16 protein-coding genes are annotated in these 18,609 nt (G+C 68.3%); 11 read left to right on the forward strand and 5 right to left on the reverse strand.

The window, feature by feature from the left end; translation table 11 throughout:
* The first annotated feature begins 12 nt into the window (after positions 1-12).
* A complete protein-coding gene (locus OWC43_RS11425) occupies positions 13-1,302 on the forward strand; it encodes a PepSY-associated TM helix domain-containing protein (protein ID WP_393956775.1) in 1,290 nt (429 codons plus the stop codon).
* A gap of 4 nt (positions 1,303-1,306) precedes the next feature.
* Here the strand turns inward: OWC43_RS11425 and OWC43_RS11430 are convergent, their stop codons facing one another.
* From OWC43_RS11430 to OWC43_RS11440, 3 genes are all read right to left on the reverse strand, one after another.
* A complete protein-coding gene (locus OWC43_RS11430) occupies positions 1,307-2,095 on the reverse strand; it encodes a restriction endonuclease (protein ID WP_393956776.1) in 789 nt (262 codons plus the stop codon).
* A gap of 144 nt (positions 2,096-2,239) precedes the next feature.
* A complete protein-coding gene (locus OWC43_RS11435; RefSeq protein WP_393956778.1) occupies positions 2,240-2,692 on the reverse strand; it encodes a MucR family transcriptional regulator in 453 nt (150 codons plus the stop codon).
* Positions 2,693-3,495: 803 nt separating this feature from the next.
* Positions 3,496-4,146 (reverse strand): class II aldolase/adducin family protein, encoded by a 651-nt coding sequence (locus OWC43_RS11440; protein ID WP_137827206.1) that lies wholly within the window; start codon positions 4,144-4,146, stop codon positions 3,496-3,498.
* Positions 4,147-4,288: 142 nt separating this feature from the next.
* On the opposite strand from OWC43_RS11440, the gene OWC43_RS11445 reads away from it, so the two are divergent.
* Together OWC43_RS11445 and OWC43_RS11450 are read left to right on the forward strand one after the other, a co-directional pair.
* Positions 4,289-4,423: a hypothetical protein gene (locus OWC43_RS11445; protein ID WP_281405151.1), complete on the forward strand. Its 135-nt coding sequence runs from the start codon at positions 4,289-4,291 to the stop codon at positions 4,421-4,423.
* A gap of 87 nt (positions 4,424-4,510) precedes the next feature.
* The gene (locus OWC43_RS11450; RefSeq protein ID WP_393956779.1) at positions 4,511-7,222 is read left to right on the forward strand and encodes a bifunctional acetate--CoA ligase family protein/GNAT family N-acetyltransferase; all 2,712 of its coding nucleotides are present in this window, start codon (positions 4,511-4,513) and stop codon (positions 7,220-7,222) included.
* A gap of 374 nt (positions 7,223-7,596) precedes the next feature.
* Here the strand turns inward: OWC43_RS11450 and OWC43_RS11455 are convergent, their stop codons facing one another.
* On the reverse strand, positions 7,597-8,124 hold the full coding sequence (locus tag OWC43_RS11455; protein WP_393956780.1) for a Dps family protein: 528 nt from the start codon (positions 8,122-8,124) through the stop codon (positions 7,597-7,599).
* A gap of 153 nt (positions 8,125-8,277) precedes the next feature.
* Positions 8,278-10,038: a murein L,D-transpeptidase gene (locus tag OWC43_RS11460; RefSeq protein WP_393956781.1), complete on the reverse strand. Its 1,761-nt coding sequence runs from the start codon at positions 10,036-10,038 to the stop codon at positions 8,278-8,280.
* A 190-nt stretch (positions 10,039-10,228) separates the two neighbouring features.
* Here OWC43_RS11460 and ruvB point away from each other — a divergent pair, with 190 nt between their 5' ends.
* From ruvB to tolB, 8 genes are all read left to right on the forward strand, one after another.
* Positions 10,229-11,293: a Holliday junction branch migration DNA helicase RuvB gene (gene ruvB / locus OWC43_RS11465; protein ID WP_137827202.1), complete on the forward strand. Its 1,065-nt coding sequence runs from the start codon at positions 10,229-10,231 to the stop codon at positions 11,291-11,293.
* Positions 11,271-12,227 (forward strand): metallophosphoesterase, encoded by a 957-nt coding sequence (locus OWC43_RS11470; RefSeq protein WP_393956782.1) that lies wholly within the window; start codon positions 11,271-11,273, stop codon positions 12,225-12,227. Before ruvB ends, OWC43_RS11470 begins: the two co-directional genes overlap by 23 nt.
* A gap of 301 nt (positions 12,228-12,528) precedes the next feature.
* Complete coding sequence (locus OWC43_RS11475; RefSeq protein ID WP_393956783.1) at positions 12,529-13,245, forward strand: DUF4142 domain-containing protein; 717 nt, start codon at positions 12,529-12,531, stop codon at positions 13,243-13,245.
* Positions 13,246-13,567: 322 nt separating this feature from the next.
* A complete protein-coding gene (ybgC, locus tag OWC43_RS11480) occupies positions 13,568-14,014 on the forward strand; it encodes a tol-pal system-associated acyl-CoA thioesterase (RefSeq protein WP_393958543.1) in 447 nt (148 codons plus the stop codon).
* Positions 14,015-14,187: 173 nt separating this feature from the next.
* Positions 14,188-14,904 (forward strand): protein TolQ, encoded by a 717-nt coding sequence (gene tolQ / locus OWC43_RS11485; RefSeq protein ID WP_137827199.1) that lies wholly within the window; start codon positions 14,188-14,190, stop codon positions 14,902-14,904.
* Positions 14,905-14,931: 27 nt separating this feature from the next.
* Positions 14,932-15,378 (forward strand): ExbD/TolR family protein, encoded by a 447-nt coding sequence (locus OWC43_RS11490; protein ID WP_393956784.1) that lies wholly within the window; start codon positions 14,932-14,934, stop codon positions 15,376-15,378.
* 16 nt (positions 15,379-15,394) lie between these two features.
* The gene (tolA, locus tag OWC43_RS11495) at positions 15,395-16,777 is read left to right on the forward strand and encodes a cell envelope integrity protein TolA (protein WP_393956785.1); all 1,383 of its coding nucleotides are present in this window, start codon (positions 15,395-15,397) and stop codon (positions 16,775-16,777) included.
* Positions 16,778-16,829: 52 nt separating this feature from the next.
* A complete protein-coding gene (gene tolB, locus OWC43_RS11500) occupies positions 16,830-18,170 on the forward strand; it encodes a Tol-Pal system beta propeller repeat protein TolB (RefSeq protein WP_393956786.1) in 1,341 nt (446 codons plus the stop codon).
* The last annotated feature ends 439 nt before the right edge of the window (positions 18,171-18,609 follow it).

Raw genomic sequence — 18,609 nt, forward strand, 5'->3', positions numbered from 1 at the left:
TTTCGGGGATCGATGGCGCGTTCGGTTTTCGTCCTGCTTCACCGATGGGCCGGCCTGACGGTGGCGGCCTTTCTTTTCGTCGCGGGCCTCACCGGCGCGGTGATCTCGTGGGACCACGAACTCGACGATTGGCTGAATCCGCATCTGCACGAAGTCGCGAGCCGTGGGACCGCGATCTCCTCGCTCGACCTTGTCCGACAGTTCGAGGCGCGGGAAACCAGAGCGAGGGTGGTCTACTTCAACACGGCGGCCGAACCGGGCGAAGCGCTGAATCTGTTCGTGATGCCGCGGGTCGATCCCGCGACCGGTCAATTGGCCGTCCTCGGCTACAATCAGATCTTCCTCGATCCGGTGAGCGGCGCCGAAACCGGCCGGCGGGAATGGGGCCAGGTCTGGCCGATCACCCGTGAGACCCTGATCTCGTTCCTGTACAAGCTGCATTACTCTCTGCACCTGCCCGCGATGTGGGGCGAGGACCGCTGGGGCGTCTGGCTGATGGGAATCGTCGCCATCGTCTGGATGATCGATGGTTTCGTCGGCTTCTATCTGACGCTGCCGGTGCGCAAGGCCGCCAAACCGGACCGTCCGGCGAGCCCTCGCCCATCCGGCCGGGATTGGTGGAAGCGGTGGAAGCCCGCCTGGAAGGTCAAGACCTCGGGCAGCGCCTACCGGATCAACTTCGATCTCCATCGGGCCGCGAGCCTGTGGACCTTCGCCCTGCTGTTCCTGCTCGCCTTCACAGCATTCTCGCTCAACCTCTATCGCGAGGTGTTCCTGCCGCTGATGTCGAGCATCTCGCGGGTGACGCCGGACCCCTCCTTTACCCGACCGATGGTTTCGCCGCTGAAGCCGATCGAACCGAGCGCCTCGTTCGCCGACATTCTCGAGGCGGCCCAGGCGGAGGGGCAGCGTCGGGGCTGGTCCGAGCCGGTCGGAGCGCTGGCCTACAATCCGTTCCAGGGCTTCTACACCGCGCGCTACTTCCAGCCCGGCGACGATCATGGTGCCGCCGGCGTCGGACCGGCGGCGGTCTATTTCGACGGGGCCGACGCCAAGGTGATCGGCGACCGTCAGCCCTGGATCGGCACGGCCGCCGATCTCTTCGTGCAGGCGCAGTTCCCGGTCCATTCCGGCCGCATCCTCGGCCTGCCCGGACGCATCCTGATCTCGCTGATGGGGCTCGTAGTGGCGATGCTCTCGGTGACCGGCGTCGTGATCTGGTGGCGCAAGCGGGCCGCCCGCGTCTCGGTGCGCCGCAAGGCGGCCCCGCGGCCATCCGCGCGGCCCATCCCCGCCGAGTAGCACCTCACCGTCCACCGACGGGCAGGAGGCGCCGGCCCTCCCGCGGGAGCTGCGTCGCGAGATCGGGGAGGTCGTCGTGGTGGAGCAGGAGCACACCCGTCGTGCCGGCGAGCTTGCGCGCGGCCGGTGTGAACCCGGCATTCGAGACCACCGCCGCCCAATCGGCGGACCAATGCAGAGCGGCGGCGGCAATTTCCTGCACCGCGGCGTTGCCCACGGGGCGGCCGTAGCGCTTGCACTGGACTACGAGGCGCAGTCCGTCGCGCTCGGCGATCACATCGCAGCCCTGATCACCGCTCGCCTGCGTCGGGCGTGCGCGCCATCCCGATTCTTGCAACAAACGGGCACAGAATCGTTCGTAGGCGATGCCGTCCTCGGGGCTGCCATCATCGTCGGGAAGGGCGTATCGGCGGGCGACGCGCTCGACGATCTCGGCCATCACCTCGTAGCGGGTTTCGGCATCCTCGGCGAAGCCGCGGGTCTCGATCTGCGGGAGAAGGGTGCGCTCGATGAAGTATTCACGCTCCCGAAGCCAACCATCCTCGATGGTGTTGCCGTAAGCGTCGACGAAGCATTCCTGGCGCCGGCGCAGAGCCAGGGTCTCGGCATGACGCTGGCTGACACGGCGCACGAAGGTGCGAAACCGCCTTGGGCGGTCCAGGCGATGCAGCAGGATCGCCAGTGAGGCCGCGCCTGTCGCAGCGAGGGCGGGAGGCCCGTACCAGAAGGCAACCGTAGAGCCGGCGACGAACGTCCAGAATAGGCGAACGGCGGTGGGCGACCGGCCGGACATTGCAACTCCTCGAGGGCCGGGGATACCGGCAGGGGTCGCGACTGTTCCAGGCAGGCGTTGCCCGACCTCTAACGGGTCGGGCAGGTGCGTGGGGGCGGGCTGCGCGCAGCCCGATCCCCTGTGGACAATCCCCGCGGGCGCGGCTCAGACCGCGGCCACGGCTTCCGACTTGTTCTTCGCCGGCCATTTGCGGCGCTGCTGGCCGAGCCCCATGGTCCGGGCCAATTCGGACCGGGTCTGCGCGTAGCTCGGCGCGACCATCGGATAGTCGTCGGGCAGGTTCCAGCGGGCGCGATACTCGTCCGGCGAGAGATTGTAGCGCGTGCGCAGGTGGCGCTTCAGCGATTTGAACTTCTTGCCGTCCTCCAGGCAGACGAGGAAGTCGGGCTGGATCGAGCGCTTGATCGGCACGGCCGGAGTCAGCGGCTGCACCTTCGGCTCGGCGGCGCGGCTGGTCAGGCCGGAGAGCGTGCCGTGGACCGCAGCGATCAGTCCGGGAAGCTCCCCGGCTGCCAGGGAATTATGCCCAACGAACGCCGAAACGATGTCGACGGTCAGTGGAATGTAACCCTCGCCAACGGCTTCTTCGAGAGACATTCTAAACAACCTCCTACGATACGGACGAAGACAGTCACCGGCCGCCGTCATCATGACGAAACGACCTGAGACCGAAGCGAAGTCACTACAGTGAACCGAGAGGGATTTAACGCTACGCTGGAAAATGCGCAAGACCGATTTCTATCATTTGTTACAAACCGGGTGCAGCGTGCCCATCCGCACAATCTACGGTCTCTCTGACAAGCCTCAGAGAATGGCCACTTAGTTTACAACAGTTGTAATCTGGCCAGCTCGGTACGAAGAAGCGGATCGCGAGCGGATCTCGGGGCGAGGAGGCATCGTCGGAGAAACAAAGATGATGCGCCCCAGCTAGGCAAGAACTGGCGTATCGGTTTTGGGGGCGCTGCGTTGCGTCGCGAACAGCTCAGCTGTGGAGCGCCCGGCATGGCTCGGACGCCTGGCCGAGTGGAGCGATCAGCGTTCATGACGCAGCCTCGTCCGGCGCGGCCAACGTCGGGCGACATGACACTGGTTTCGGTCGCGCTCCGGCGGATCCGGCGGTTCGGACAAGGCGAAGCCTATCCCGAGGCGGTGTCCAACGCGGGGGATGTCACGCGACGGTGCTTTCCGGAGCAGAAGGAAGTCGTGTTTCGCCGCGTGGAGACCAGGGACGGATCGGGAAAGTCAAACTACCTGAGGTAGTCTGACACGCCTCACGGCTGCGACCGCTATGGGTGTCATGATGCATGCGTCGGCGGAAACAGTGTCCGTAAGCGGATTCGGTGCGTCAGAAATTGCCCTCGCACCGCCGGTCCTGCTCGCGCTTCGTTGTCGGCGACGCGCTAATGGCCCGCCTTGTCGCGCGGTCCGTAGGATTTGAAGCGCTCGACGGTCTCGGTGACTTCGGCATCCGGAAGCACCACCGGGGTGCCGACCTGCAACGCCAGAGCGTATTGGCGACACAGAGCCTCGACCTCGACCGCGAGCCACAGGGCCTTGGCGAGGTTCGGCCCGGTGGCGATCATGCCATGGTTGGCGAGCAGGCAGGCGCTGCGCCGATCGAGGGCCCGGAGCGCGTGTTCCGAGAGAGCCTGGGTGCCGTAGGGTGCGTAGGGGGCGCAGCGGATGTTCGGCCCGCCCGCCATGGCGATCATGTAGTGCACCGCCGGAATCTCGCGCCCGCAGATCGCGAAAGCCGTGGCGTAGGGTGGGTGAGCATGCACCACCGCGCCGATCTCCGGCCGGGCCGCGAGGATGTCGCGGTGAAAGCGCCATTCGGAGGAGGGGGCGAGCGGGTGATCGTAATGCCCGTCCATATCCATCTCGACGAGGTCATCGGGGCTCAACTGCTCGGCCGGGATGCCGGATGGGGTCACGAGCAACCCATCGCCCCAGCGGACCGAAACGTTGCCGGACGTGCCCTGGCTGAGACCGAGGCTGAGAAGGCTGCGCATGGCCTCGACGATGGCTTGGCGGGTCGCGAAGGGGGCCACGAACGATTCCTTTTGCTCGCGGTTAACGGTGCCGGGAACCGCCCCTCACCGGGCTCACGCCATTCAGGTGCCGTTAGGTCGGCCATGGATAGCCTCCCGCATAACAAATATTCAGGGTTGCGTGTCGATGCAAAACGCATGGATGAGCCTGTCGGACTTGGCCGAAGCGCGGGGAATCTCTTTGCAGGAGGCGCGCGCCCTGGCCGATCGCGAGCGTTGGCCCAAAGTGTTCAAGCGCCATGACACCCTTGTGCTGCCGCCCCGCCACGCGGTCTGACGCTGGCAGGTCACGAGCCGGGCCCGGTGCCCAGGCCCGGCCGGATGGTGTAACGCCTGACCGACTGAGGCATCTTTCCGGCGAGCGATGAGCACCTATCGATTCGACGCCTTGCTCGCCCCGCGCCGGATCGCCGTCGTGGGCGCCGGAGACCGGCCCGGCTCGGTCGGCCGCGCCATCATCGACGGCCTGCGGGCCGGCGGTTTCTCGGGCGAGATCGTTCCGGTCCATCCCCGCGAGGCCAGCGTCGACGGGCTCGCTTGCGTCTCCCGGATCGCCGACCTGCCAACGCCCCCCGACCTCGTGATGATCGCCACGCCCCCCTGGGCGGTGCCGGACATCGTCGAGGAGGCGGGCCGCGCGGGTGCGGCGGCGGCGGTGGTGCTCTCGGCCCATCTCGGCCATGGCGAAGCGGCACCGCTGGGCGCCGCCCGCGCCTCCGCCCGGCGCCACGGGTTGCGGCTGATCGGGCCGGACAGCGTGGGTCTGAGCGTCCCGGCACACCACCTCAACGCCACCCTCCTGGCCCGCCCGCCGGCCCCCGGCGACCTGGCTCTGATCTCGCAATCCGGCACCGTCGCCTCGGCCATCGCCGAATGGGCCGGCCGGCGCGGCGTCGGCTTCTCGGCGGTGATGACCCTCGGGCGGTCCGCCGATGTCGACGTCGCCGATTGTCTCGACCATTTCGCCGAGGACTACCGCACCCGGGCGATCATTCTGTCCCTCCACCACGTCGCCGATGCGCGGAAATTCCTGAGCGCCGCCCGCGCGGCCGCCCGGGCCAAGCCCGTCGTGGTCCTGCGCACGGGCCGACACGACGGGCTCGACCACGCCCCCAAGACCCATACCGGCGCGCTGGCACGGCCCGGCGCCGTCTACGAGGCCGCGTTCCGCCGGGCCGGCATCCTCACCGTCGACGGGCTCGACGCCATGTTCTCGGCGGTCGAGACGCTGGGGCGCCAGCGCCCGTTTCCGGGGCAACGCCTGATGATCGTCTCGAACGGGCGCGGCATCGGGGCGCTCGCCGCCGACGGTCTCGCCGATCGCGGCGGCGCCCTGTGCGCGCCGTCCGACGAAACCCTCGCCGCGCTGGAGCCGGTGCGGCATGGCGGGCAAGCGAACCCGCTCGATCTCGGTATCGATGCGGTGCCGCGCGACTTCGCCCGCGCCCTCGAACCGCTGCTCGCGGACCGGGGCAGCGACGCCCTGCTGGCGATCCACGTCCCGACCGCTCGGGCCGGCGCCCGCGACGTCGCCAAGGCCGTGACCGATACGGTCGCCATGGGGCGGGCGGCCGGGCGGCGTAAACCGGTCTTCGCCGTCTCGATCGGCGAGGACGAGGAGATCCGCGCGATCTACGGCAGGGCCAAGATCCCGCTCTTCGCCACCGATGCCGACGCGGTCGACGGCTTCCTGCATCTCGTGCGCTATCGCGAGGCGCAGGACGACCTGATGCGTACGCCCGATTCGCTGCCGCGGGACTTCTCCCCGGATGTGGCGACCGCCCGCGCCGTGGTGGAGCAAGCCCTTGCCGAGGGCCGAAGCTGGCTCGATCCCAACGCCGTGGCGGCGCTGCTCGCCGCCTATCGCATCGAATCGGTGCCGAGCACCCTGGCCCCCGATCCCGATGGGGCGGCCGCGGCGGCGTGGCCGCTCATCGCCGCCGGCAGCACCGTGGCGCTCAAGCTGGTCTCGCCGGACGTGGTCCATAAGTCGGAGGTCGGGGGCGTGCGGCTCGGCCTGACCTCGGAGGCCGATGTGCGCGAGGCCGCCGCCGCGATGATCGCCCGCGTGCGGGTGATGCGGCCCGACGCGCGCATCGCCGGTTTCGCCGTGCAGCCGACGGTGCGCCGGGCCCAGGCACGCGAGCTCATCGCCGGGCTCGCGGAGGATCCGGTCTTCGGTCCGGTCGTGGTGTTCGGGCGCGGCGGAACGGCCGTCGAGGTCATCGACGATCGGGCGCTTGCCCTGCCGCCCCTGGACCTCGCCCTCGCGGGCGAACTCATCGGCCGCACCCGCGTCGCCCGTCGCCTCGTCGCCTATCGCGATGTGCCGGCGGCCGACACCGATGCCATCGCGCTGACCCTCGTCAAGCTGGCTCAGCTTGCCGCCGATCTGCCGGCGGTGCGCGAGCTCGATATCAATCCCCTGCTCGCGGATGCCGACGGCGTCGTCGCCCTCGACGCGCGGGTGCGGGTCGAGGTCGAGACCGGACCCGATCGCCGCCGCGGCAACTGGCATCCGCGCTTCGCGATCCGCCCCTATCCGGCCGAGTGGGAGCGGCGGATGATGGCGGGTGATCGCCGCATCTTGGTTCGCCCGGTGCGACCGGAGGACGAGGACATGTTCCGCGCCTTCTTCGAACAGGTCGATCCGGAGGATGTGCGCCTACGCTTCTTCGCCCCCGTGCGCGATTTCAGCCACGTCTTCCTCGCCCGGCTGACCCAGCTCGACTATTCGCGCGCCATCGCCTTCGTGGCGACGGAGGAGGGGGCGGACGAATCCCGGCGCATGCTCGGGGCGGTTCGTCTGCATGCCAATGCCAATCACGATACGGGCGAGTTCGCGATCCTCGTGCGCTCCGACATCAAGGGCACCGGGCTCGGCATCGCCCTGATGCGGATGATGATCGACTGGGCCGGTGCGGAGGGCATCGCCTGCGTCGAGGGCGACGTTCTCTCCGAGAACAAGGCCATGCGCGCGGTCTGCCAGCATCTCGGATTCGAGGAGCATCCGGCGCCGGACGAGCCGGGCCTCATCAAGGTGAGGCTGCGGGTGGGCGAGATCAGTGGATCCTGACGGGCTCGCCGGCACGCGAACTGGGCCACATGCAATTGTGCAGGACCTGTTTCGACGGACGGACGGTGCCGAGCCTTCAACCTGAAGACGACAGGTCCCGACCGACGCTCGGCCGCTGGTCCGTTCGCATGACCCTGTCGGACGTTTTCGACGAAAAAGCCGCCGATCCTTGCGAATCGTCGGCGGTATAGGTCGGCTGACAGCGAGAACCCGGCAAGCCCATGCGGCCTGCGGCACCGCAGCCTAGCGGGCACCTTCCATCCTCTGATCATCCGGCCGGGCTCTGAACGAACCCGATCCGACGATTCTGCCTACCAGTTGGCGCGCATCCCCCGCGCTACCGCGAGGACGATACAGGAAGGCCGCCTGAGCGTTCAGTGACCGCTCTCGGTCGCCTCGCGGGTCGACTCGTAGAGGAACCACGTCCGCTCCTCGGACTGGTCGATCCACTCCTCCAGCAGGCTCGTGGTCGAGACGTCGTTGGCCTCGTCCGTGACGCTGTGCAGTTCGCGCATGTTGGCGGTCAGCGCCTTGTTGTCGTCGCGCAGCTCCTTGAGCATCTCCAGCGGGCTGACATACTCGGCGTTGTTGTCGGTGACGCGCTTCAGCAGTTCGGCCTGGCCGAGGGAACGCAGGGTGGTGCCGCCGATCTTGCGGGCCCGCTCACCGACCGCATCGATGATCGCGAAAATCTGCTGAGACTGCTCGTCGAGGAGCAGGTGGTAGTCCCGGAAATTCGGGCCGCTGACGTGCCAGTGGAAGTTCTTGGTCTTGATGTAGAGCGCGAAGAGATCGGACAGCAGCACGGTCAGGCCGTGGGAAATCTTCGTCACGTCCTCGGGGTTGAGGTCGGTCGGCGTATTGAGCCGATCGCTGGCAACGCGAATCTTGGCTTTAGCCATTGGTAAAATCCTTAGACTGCTTACAAAAATGCGTCCGGCAATGAAGGGCGCCGACGCTTATCGGGCAGAATGAGGATTTAGGCCAATTGTTCCGGCACGCATGGCAGCTTCGCTGTGGGCGGGACGCCGCGTCGCAGACGCGAAAGGCATCGATCAGGTCCGCCCTCCGACGAGGCCCGGCGGCAGCAATCCGGGCTCGGTGGGCGCCCGCTCCACCGGGGGCGCGCTCCGGCGCGCCTGCGGCTTCGGGGCGGAACCGACCGGGGCCGGCGCTGCCGTAGCGGGCGACGGGGCCGGTCGCGCTGTTTCCGGCTTGGCGGTCACGGGTGCGGGGCGCGGTGCGGCGGTCTCGGGCTTGCGCGGAACCGGGGTCGCGCGCGGCGACAGCGAGCCGGTGGTGGCAACGTCGGGCACCGCGGCACCGGGCGCGGCGGGCGTGTCCAACCCGTAGATGTCGTCGCGGAAATGCACCCGCCCGTCCGACGTGGCGTAGCCGGTCAGGTAGACGAAGGCGACCGGCGTCGGCTTCACAAGCTTGATGTCCCGGCGTTCCCCGAGGGCGATGCCGGTCTCGATCTCGATCGGCCCCCAGACCGAGCCCGGCCCGTTCGGCCCTTCCGTACCCTGGAGCAGCCAAGCGGCGAATTCCTTCACCTGCCCGACCCGCACGCAGCCATGCGAGTGGAACCGCCCCGAGCCCGCGAACAGCGATTTCGACGGGGTGTCGTGCATGTAGACCGCGTAGCGGTTCGGCATGTCGATCCGGACTTGGCCGAGGGAATTATCCAGGCCGGAATCCTGGCGCAGCGTGTAATTGGCGGCCTTCTCGGTCGACCAATCGATCTTCGTCGGATCGACCTCGACGCCGCCTGGGCCGAGGATGCGGATGCGGTTCTTGGCGAGATATCCCGGATTCTTGCGCATCGTCGGGATGATCTCGTTCTTGATCACCGAGATCGGCAGCGTCCAGGTCGGGTTGAGGTTCACGTCGGTGATGCGGGTCTCGACGGTGGGCGTCTGCTTGTCGGTCTTGCCGACCACCGCGACGTAGCGGCGCGTCACGCTCCCATTCTCCACCGCCTCGACGGCGGCCGAGGGGATGTTGACCGCCACGTAGCGTTCGCCGAACGGGAAGGTCGAGCCCATTAGCCGCTGCGCCGAGGCTCGCAGCTGCCGCTGGCGGATATCGGCCGGCACGTTCAGCGCGTTGAGGGTCAAACGCCCGAGGATGCCGGAATCCGGCAGGCCGTGGCGGGCCTGGAACGCCTTCACCGCGGCCACCAGCGGCGGGTCGTAGCGGTCGGAGGGCGGGGCATCGGCGGGCAGATCGCCGGTCAGCGTCAGATGATGGCGCAAGGAGGGGATTGCCGCGTGGCTGTCACCGGGCTTCGGCGCGAAATCGCCCGGCAGCGTCTTCCAGCCGCCCGCTTCGGCGTAGATCTGGTAGCGCTCGGCGGCGCGCATCGTGTCCATGAAGGTCTGCGCCGTGTAGGTCGGCAGCGGATCCTCCGAGACGCGGGCATAGACGGTGGGCGGCAGCTCCCGCGACACTTTCTTCGCGGGCGTCGGTGCGGCCTCGGCGGCTCCAACTTCCGCCTTGTCGGTGGTGGGCTTCGGGTCCGGCTTCAGTTCCGCTTTCGGCTCGGGCTTCGAGTCCGCATGGGTCTCCGCCTTGGAATCTGCCTTGAGTTCCGGCTTCGCCTCGGCCTTGCCCTCGACCCGCGGCTCGATGCGCAGGTTGATCCGGGCATCCGGGCGTTCGGCGACGGGCTCCGCCCGCAGCGGGGTGGCGAGGATCAGGGCCAGGGCGGCGCCGGTGCTGCCGAGCAGGCGGGCGCGGCGGCGGCCTTGCGGCGCGCAGGACGAACCCCGCGGGGCGGACGGGCCGCGCGGGGCGGAGGGAACGTGCGGCATCGCGGATCTCGTCGGGGTCACGCGCCGATTGTCCGCGGCGATGGTTACCATCTCCCTGCCCGGTCGCGGAGCGGATTGTGCCGAGACGCTCCGTCGATCCGGGGCTCCTGCTCCTGAGCGGTCGCGCCGCGGTGGTGCCTGGGCGCGGGATATGCAAAACCGCAGGGGCCGGCCGCCCCGCGAGACCCCCGTGAGCAAAGCCCGACCTTCCGAGAAAACCCTGCTGACGCCGGAGCGCCGGCCGGACGATGTCGACCAGTCGATCCGTCCCTTGAGCCTGTCCGAGTTCATCGGACAGCGGGCGGCGCGCGCCAACATGCAGATCTTCATCGAAGCCGCGAAGAAGACGGGTCAGGCCCTCGACCACGTGCTGTTCGTCGGCCCGCCGGGGCTGGGCAAGACCACGCTCGCCCAGATCGTCGCGCGCGAACTCGGCGTGAACTTCCGCTCGACCTCAGGGCCGGTCATCGCCAAGGCCGGTGACCTCGCCGCGCAGCTGACGAACCTCGAAGAGCGCGACGTGCTCTTCATCGACGAGATCCACCGCCTCAACCCGGCGGTGGAGGAGATCCTCTATCCGGCGATGGAGGATTACCAGCTCGATCTCATCATCGGCGAGGGCCCGGCCGCCCGCTCCGTCAAGATCGAGCTGCCGAAGTTCACGCTCGTCGGCGCCACCACCCGCGCCGGCCTACTGACGACGCCGTTGCGCGACCGTTTCGGCATCCCGATCCGGCTCGAATTCTACGAGATCGATGAATTGGAGCTGATCGTGCGCCGCGGGGCGCGGGTGCTCGGCCTCGGCATGTCGGAGGCGGGAGCCAACGAGATCGCCAAGCGGGCGCGGGGCACGCCGCGCATCGCCGGGCGCCTGCTGCGTCGGGTGCGCGACTTCGCCATCGTCGAGGACGCGCCGACGGTGACCCGCGAGATCGCCGACCGGGCCCTGCAGATGCTGGACGTCGATCCCGTCGGCCTCGACGTGATGGACCGCAAGTACCTGACCCTGATCGCCGCCTCGTTCGGTGGCGGTCCGGTGGGGATCGAAACCATCGCGGCGGCGCTCTCGGAGCCGCGGGATGCCATCGAGGACATCATCGAGCCCTACCTGATCCAGAAGGGCTTCGTGCAGCGGACTCCGCGGGGGCGGGTGCTGACGCCGCATGCCTTCCGCCACATGGGCTTCGCCGAACCCCGGCGCGACCCGAGCACGCAGTTCGGCCTGTTTGCCGGTGACGACGACCCGGACGCCTGACCCGGCCGTCTCCACCGGCGCGGCGGTTCACGTCACCCGGCGCAGGGTGCTGACCGGCCTCGGCGGCGTCACGCTCGCGGGTCTCGGAACTGCCGCCTACGGAATCGGCATCGAACCGGCGCGCCTCGTCGTGACGCACTACCGGCTGCGCCCGCTCGGCCCCTGGCCCTCGGGTTTGTCTCTCCGCATCGTCGCCCTGGCCGATCTCCATGCCTGCGAGCCGTGGATGCCGGTCTCGCGGATCGAGGGGATCGTCGCCACGGCGAACGCCCTCGGCGGCGACGTCATCGTGCTGCTCGGCGATTACGTGTCGGGCATGAATCTGGTCACCCGCTACGTGGATGCAGCCGAATGGGCGCCCGCCCTCGGGAGGCTCTCGGCGCCGCTCGGCACCTACGCGATCCTCGGCAACCACGATTGGTGGGAGGATCGCACGGCCCAACGCCGTGGGGGCGGTCCGACGATCGCGGGCACCGCCCTGACCCAGAACGGCATCAGCGTTCTGGAGAACGAGGTCTTGCCGCTCTCCCTGCGCGGCCACACGGTCTGGCTTGCGGGTTTGGGCGATCAGCTGGCGCTCTTGCCCGGGCGCAAGCGCTTCAAACATGCCCGCATCGGCCACGACGATCTCCCTGCGACCCTGGCGCAGATACCGGACGGAGCGCCCGCAATCCTGCTGGCGCACGAGCCCGACATCTTTCCGCAGGTGCCACCGCGGATCGCGCTCACCCTCTCAGGTCATACCCATGGCGGGCAGATGCGCCTGTTCGGTCGGTCCCCGATCGTGCCGTCCCGATACGGCGCGCGATTCGCCTACGGGCATGTGCGCGAGCAGGCCGATCTCATCGTCTCCGGCGGCCTCGGCATGAGTATCGCCCCCGTTCGGCTCGGTGTGCCTCCGGAGATCGTCGTCGTCGATCTCGGAGCGGAATGACCCAGCAAGCCATGCATCATACGCAATGCTCATGGGAGTCGAGAACAACCGGAACAACGGCATCCAACAGTGTTCGGTTTTCGCATCCTTCCCGTAAGCGCCAATAAATCACTGACCAACAACAATTTTTATGCACATAGACGCGTGACATTACCGATCCTGTGATCCGATGATCCTGTGTTCACAGGTTCGTGCGCATGCGGAACACGCAGGATTCACGGCTGTTCTCGGCGCGACCACGCTCCTTCGAGAGCGCCGGCAAACGACCATCGAACAACAATCTTCGAAGGAAGACACCGCCATGAAAACGACCGTCCTGGCCGCACTCGGTCTGTCCGTCGCCGCCCTCGCCACGCCCGCCCTGGCGCAGGATGCCCTGCCGCTGCGCATCGGCACGGACGCGCCGATCGGATCTGCCGCTACCTCGACCCCGGAATTTCGCGCCGAAGCCTTGCGCTCGGACGCGACCAGCATCGAGGCCAGCCGCATCGCCCTCGAGCGTTCCCGCAATCCGCGCGTGCGCAACTATGCCAACCGGGTGCTGACGGAGCGTGAGGCCACCACCAAGGCGCTCCTGCCCGAGGGGACCTCGCTGAGCGCCACCGGCCGCGTCGTACCGGACAACCAGGGGATCCAGACCCGCCTCGACAACCCGGTCGGCCTCGTCCTCGCCCCGGTGACGATTGCGGCCAATATCGGCACCGGCATCGTCGGCGGTGTCCTGGGCGGCGTCGGCCTCATCGACAACAGCCCGGCCGAGCCCGGCCGCCGCGTCGCCATCGGCCCGAACGGCCAGAATCGTCTGGAGCGCCTGAAGGCCGCCCGCACTGCCCGCGAGTTCGATCGCACCTATGTCGAGCAGCAGGCCCGCTCGGACGCCCGGACGCTCGCCCTGTACGACAGCTATGCCCGCAACGGTGACAGCGCCGCCGGCCGCACCTTCGCCAACGAGGCGCTGCCCTACATCGCCAACGAGCACGCCCAGTCCGCCTCGCTGGCCGGCCGCATCGGCGGCTGATTTCTTTACACATGCGGATGACGGCAGGGCCGCCCCTCGGGGGCGGCCTTCGCATTTTTTGAATTTGGCCGAAGCGATAGAAGATCCAACCAAGACCTATCATCCCACCCACCCCCTCATCCTGAGGTGCGAGCGAAGCGAAGCCTCGAAGGAGGGCTCCAGGGATCACGCGACATCTGGAGCCCTCCTTCGAGGCGGCTGCGCCGCACCTCAGGATGAGGGGGATGGGGTCGAGCGGCGTACGATCGGTTCTTGATCTAAAGAGGGCTTCATCGCCATCCGAGACGCGGCACCCCGAACCGCGGAAACCCCTAGCGTGACTATGACCGTGACCGGCACTTTCGCGGACGGCGCCCACCGGCTGCCCTTACGCGTCTATTACGAGGACACCGACTTCTCCGGTTTCGTCTACCATGCGAGCTACCTGCGCTTCATGGAGCGCGGACGCACCGAACTCCTGCGCAGCCTCGCCGGTGACCAGTCGGCGATGCATCAGGAGGGCGCCGGGATCGTCTTCGTCGTGCGCAAGATGAGCCTCGACTTCCTCAAGCCCGCCCGGATGGACGACCTGATCGACGTGGTGACGTGGTCGAGCGAACTGCGCGGAGCCTCCATGCATCTCGCGCAGGAGGTACGCCGCGGCGAGGAGGTGCTGGTGCGCGCCGAGGTCGTCGTCGCCTGCGTCCGCGACGGCCGGGCGATCCGCCTGCCGGACGGGTTGCGCGCTGCGCTTTCGCGAACGCACCGCACCATCGCAACCGATCGTTAACCCTGACGGGTGCTTAAACGTCCCTTGCGAAGGGGAGCCGTCGAACCCTGATCGGGGCGCGACGCAACCCTTACTTTCGACAGATTCACGAGTGATCTCAATCATCATCGCTTAACGGATCGGTCGGGCTCATCGGCGCGCAGCGGCGCAGCCCTGACGACGCGAGGGATCTCATGACTCCAGCCGATGCCATGCAGGCCGCCCCCGCCGTGGATATGAGCCTGTTCGGCCTGTTCTGGCAGGCCCATTTCGTCGTCAAGATCGTGATGGTGGGGCTGCTCGGCGCCTCGATCTGGTGCTGGTCGATCATCGTCGACAAGACGCTGCTGTTCCGTCGGGTCGAGGCCGAGATGGACGCCTTCGAGGAGGCGTTCTGGTCCGGCCGCTCGCTGGAGGAACTCTACCGCTCGTTCAACGATCGCCAGCCGACCGGCCTCGGTGCCCTGTTCGTGGCCGCGATGCGGGAATGGAAACGCTCCTTCGAAGGATCGGGCCGCCAGATCCATTCCTTGTCCCAGCGAATCGACAAGGTGCTCGACGTGACGATCCAGCGCGAAGTCGAGCGGCTCGATTCGCGGCTGCTGTTCCTCGCCTCGATCGGTTCGGCCGGCCCGTATATCGGCCTGTTCGGAACGGTGTGGGGCATCATGACGGCCTTCACCTCGATCGCGGCCTCCAAGAACACCTCGCTCGCCGTCGTGGCGCCGGGCATTGCCGAGGCGCTGTTCGCCACCGCCATCGGGCTGTTCGCGGCGATCCCGGCGGTGCTCGCCTACAACAAGCTCCAGGCCTCGGTCGCCAAGTCGCAGTCGCGGCTCGAGGGCTTCGCCGACGAGTTCTCGGCGATCCTGTCCCGCCAGATCGACGAGCGCATGTCGCTCGCCGCCTGATCTCGTCCGACGACAGGAACCGATCCCATGTCCATGACGCACGGCGCGGCAAAGGGTGGCGGCAAGCGCCGCCGTCGCGGACGGCGCGGAGCCGGCGCCATCAACGAGATCAACATGACGCCGTTCATCGACGTCGTGCTGGTGCTGCTCATCGTCTTCATGGTGGCCGCGCCGATGATGACCGTCGGGGTTCCCCTCGATCTGCCGCAATCGAAGGCGAGCCCCCTCAATTCCGACGTCAAGCCGATCACTCTCTCGATCCGCCGCACCGGCGAAGTCTATCTCGGCGAGGCGGAGCTGCGCGACGACGATATCGTGCCCCAGCTGATGCAATCGGCGAAATCCGGCACCGAGGACCGCGTGTTCGTGCGCGGCGACAAGCGGGTCGATTACGGCCGCGTCGCGCAGGTGATGGCGATCGTGACCGGCGGCGGCTTCAAGAAGGTCGCCCTCGTCACCGAGCCCGACAATTAAGGGAGTTCGCGGACCCGTGGCTCTGCGCTGGCCCCTGAAAGACTTCGACCGGAAGGAACCGGGCGTCTGGATCTCCGCCGCCGCCCATGCCGCGGTGCTGGGCGTCGCCCTGTTCGCGGTGGCCGCCCCGGCCCTGCCCGACGCCCAGGAAGGCGTGCCGGTCGAGGTGATGACCGAGCAGGAATTCTCGCAGATGACGCGCGGGCAGCGCGACGCCGAGAAGCCGGAGAACACGCCCAACCGCGCCGAGCGGGTCTCGGAGAAGATCGAGGAGCGCGAACCGGAGAACGCGAAGGTCGATGCGCCCGCCGCGCCGACCCGGACCGCGGACATGAAGGTCGCCTCCGTCGATGCGATTCCCCTGCGTGCCGACACCGCCGATCCGGTGAAGGAGGAGGCCGAAGCGGCCGCCGCCAAGGCCGCCGCCGCCAAGGCCGAGGCGGCCAAAGCCGAAGCCGCTAAGGCGGCGGAGGCGAAGGCCAAGGCGGAGGCTCGCGCCAAGGCCGACGCAGCGGCCAAGGCGGAAGCGGCCAAGGCCGCCGCCAAGGCCGAGGCCGAGAAGCGCGAGGAATTGCAGAAGTTGATCGAGCGCGAGCAGGCCGAGGCGGAAGCCGCCGCGAAGGCGGAAGCCGCCGCGAAGGCGGAAGCGAAAGCCAAGGCTGAAGCGAAGGCCGAGGCCAAGGCCAAGGCCGACGCGAAGGCCAGGGCCGAAGCGAAGGCCGAAGCCCAGGCCAAAGCCGAAGCGCAGGCGAAGGCCGAGGCGGAAGCCAAGGCCCGCGAGGCCGAGCATCAGAAGCAGCTCGCCGATGCCAAGGCTAAGGCGGACGCCGCGGCGAAGGCGGAGGCTGACGCCAAGGCCAAGGCCGAGGCGGCGGCGAAAGCCAGGGCGAAAGCGGTGGCGGACGCGAAGGCCAAGGCCGACGCGGAGGCCAAGGCGCGCCAGCAGGCCGAACTCGCCAACAAGTTCAATGCGGGCGACATTCGCCAGACGCTGGCATCGCACGCGGCCTCGCAATCGACCGGCTCGACCGGTCGCGAAGTGCAGCGCACCGCCTCGTTGGGCGCGGCGAGCGGCACCTCGCAGAAGCTGTCGCCGTCGCTGCGCGATGCCCTCGTCGGCATGCTGCAGCAGCAGATCGAGCGGTGCTACTCGGCGCCGCCCGGCGCGGCGCAGGGCGTGGTGCTGCCGATGCTCGACATCCGCCTGAACCCCGATGGCTCGCTCACCAACGAGCCGCGGATCATGCGCGGCGGCGCCAACGCCGTCGACCAGTCGATCGCCCAGGCCGCGTTGCGCGCGGTGCGGCGTTGCGCGCCCTACAAGATCCCGGCCCAGTACGCGCCCTATTACAACGACTGGAAAGCCATCAACGCCGAGTTCGAGTTCTCCCCCGTCTGATCCGACGGGTTCGGCGCCTTCCGTTTCCCAGCGAGCCTCCGGACGACTTCCCATGCCTGGAACAGCCTTCACCCGGCGCGCCCTCCTGCCGGCGCTCTCGGCGGCCCTCGGCGTTCTCGCCCTGGCGCTGCCCGCTGCGCCGCCGGCTCATGCCCAGCTCCAGCTCCGCATCGGCAGCGGCGCCTTTCAGCCGATGCCGATCGCGGTGGCGGATTTCGCGGGCGACGCGAGCCTCGGCACGCTGGTGGCGAGCGTCATCACGAACAACCTGCGCCGCTCGGGCTATTTCACACCGTTGGAGAAAGCCCGTTTCCCCGAATCGCCGAGCTTCGACGCCGCCCCGAACTTCGAGGCCTGGAAGGGCGCCGGGGTCCAGGCGCTGGTCACCGGTCGGGTCGGGCGCGACGGTTCGGGACGACTCACCGTCGCCTTCCGTCTCTGGGACGTGGCCTCGGGCCAGCAGATGGCCGGCCAGCAATACGGGACCGACGTCGCCAATGCGCGCCGCACCGGTCACCTCGTCTCCGACGCGGTCTACACCAAGATCACCGGCCTCGGCCCCTGGTTCGACAGCCGGGTTGCCTTCGTCGACGAGTCGGGGCCGAAGGAGAACCGCCGCAAACGGCTGATGGTGATGGACCAGGACGGCGCCAATGTCCGGGCGCTGACCGGTGGCGGCGATGTCGCTGTGGTGGCGCCGCGCTACTCGCCCGCCGGGCAGGACATCGCCTTCATGACCCAGGCGACCGGCCAGCAGCCCAAGGTGCAGATGATCGACCTCGAAACCGGCCAGCGCCAGACGGTCGGCAATTTCGCGTCCATGAGTGCCAGCCCGCGCTTCTCGCCGGACGGGCGCCGCCTTGTGATGAGCGTGCAGCAGGGCGGCAATGCCGACATCGTCACCGTCGATCTGGCCTCGAAGGCGCAGAAGCCGATCACGCAGGGGCTGGCCATCGACACCTCGCCCACCTATTCGCCCGACGGCAGCCAGATCGTGTTCGAATCGGATCGCGGCGGCTCGCAGCAGATCTACGTGATGGGCGCCGACGGCTCGAATCCGCGCCGCATCTCGTTCGGCGAGGGCTCGGCCTCGCAGCCGGCGTGGTCGCCGCGGGGCGACCTCATCGCCTTCACGCGCCAGCGCAAGGGCGGCTTCGCCATCTGCGTGATGAAGCCCGACGGGTCGGGCGAGCGGGTACTCACCGAAGGCTTCCACAACGAGAGCCCGACCTTCGCGCCCAACGGGCAATACGTGATGTTCTTCCGCGACCCCGGCGGCCAGGGCGGCGGCAAGCTCTACATGGTCGACATCACCGGCAAGGTCGAGCAGCCGGTGCCGACTCCGAGCTACGCCTCCGACCCGACTTGGTCGCCGCTGCTGGCGGGACGGTGATCGCGGGCCCGGCGATCCGCGCCCCGCGGCGCGGACAGTCCGTCGGGCCATTCTCCACGACGAGAACCGCGCGGGCCCTTCGGGCCTGCACGGCGAAACGAAAACCGCGATTTGAAGACGAACCGCGGCGGAAGCGCTCCGCAGGTGGGGCTGATGCGTGTTCGAAGACGTGCCGTGTCGGCCGCTTCTGCGCCCCTAGGGAGTCGCTTCCGTCCGGTGCTCGTCGTTGGCCGCTCAGTCCGGGACCGAACTCAATCCCGGGCCGTCACAGCGGCTACCTGCTGCGGTGGAGTCATCCCTGTCTCCTCCAGCTTTTACCAAGCAACCGCGCGCGGACAGCGCCGTTTCTTGGCCGATATGCTTGCTGTCGCGAAGCACCTAAGAAGGTTGCGACCGTATTGATCGCACGTCAAGACGGAAAAAGCGCGGCCAAGCTCTT

This window comes from Methylorubrum sp. POS3 (assembly GCF_043352485.1).
GTDB classification, from domain to species: domain Bacteria; phylum Pseudomonadota; class Alphaproteobacteria; order Rhizobiales; family Beijerinckiaceae; genus Methylobacterium; species Methylobacterium suomiense.

Coding starts and splice junctions, on each gene's coding strand:
- OWC43_RS11425 (WP_393956775.1), top strand. CDS start 13: ATGGCGCGTTCGGTTTTCGTCCTGCTTCACCGATGGGCCGGCCTGACG.
- OWC43_RS11430 (WP_393956776.1), bottom strand. CDS start 2,095: ATGTCCGGCCGGTCGCCCACCGCCGTTCGCCTATTCTGGACGTTCGTC.
- OWC43_RS11435 (WP_393956778.1), bottom strand. CDS start 2,692: ATGTCTCTCGAAGAAGCCGTTGGCGAGGGTTACATTCCACTGACCGTC.
- OWC43_RS11445 (WP_281405151.1), top strand. CDS start 4,289: ATGAGCCTGTCGGACTTGGCCGAAGCGCGGGGAATCTCTTTGCAGGAG.
- OWC43_RS11450 (WP_393956779.1), top strand. CDS start 4,511: ATGAGCACCTATCGATTCGACGCCTTGCTCGCCCCGCGCCGGATCGCC.
- OWC43_RS11455 (WP_393956780.1), bottom strand. CDS start 8,124: ATGGCTAAAGCCAAGATTCGCGTTGCCAGCGATCGGCTCAATACGCCG.
- OWC43_RS11460 (WP_393956781.1), bottom strand. CDS start 10,038: ATGCCGCACGTTCCCTCCGCCCCGCGCGGCCCGTCCGCCCCGCGGGGT.
- OWC43_RS11475 (WP_393956783.1), top strand. CDS start 12,529: ATGAAAACGACCGTCCTGGCCGCACTCGGTCTGTCCGTCGCCGCCCTC.
- ybgC (WP_393958543.1), top strand. CDS start 13,568: ATGACCGTGACCGGCACTTTCGCGGACGGCGCCCACCGGCTGCCCTTA.
- tolQ (WP_137827199.1), top strand. CDS start 14,188: ATGACTCCAGCCGATGCCATGCAGGCCGCCCCCGCCGTGGATATGAGC.
- OWC43_RS11490 (WP_393956784.1), top strand. CDS start 14,932: ATGTCCATGACGCACGGCGCGGCAAAGGGTGGCGGCAAGCGCCGCCGT.
- tolB (WP_393956786.1), top strand. CDS start 16,830: ATGCCTGGAACAGCCTTCACCCGGCGCGCCCTCCTGCCGGCGCTCTCG.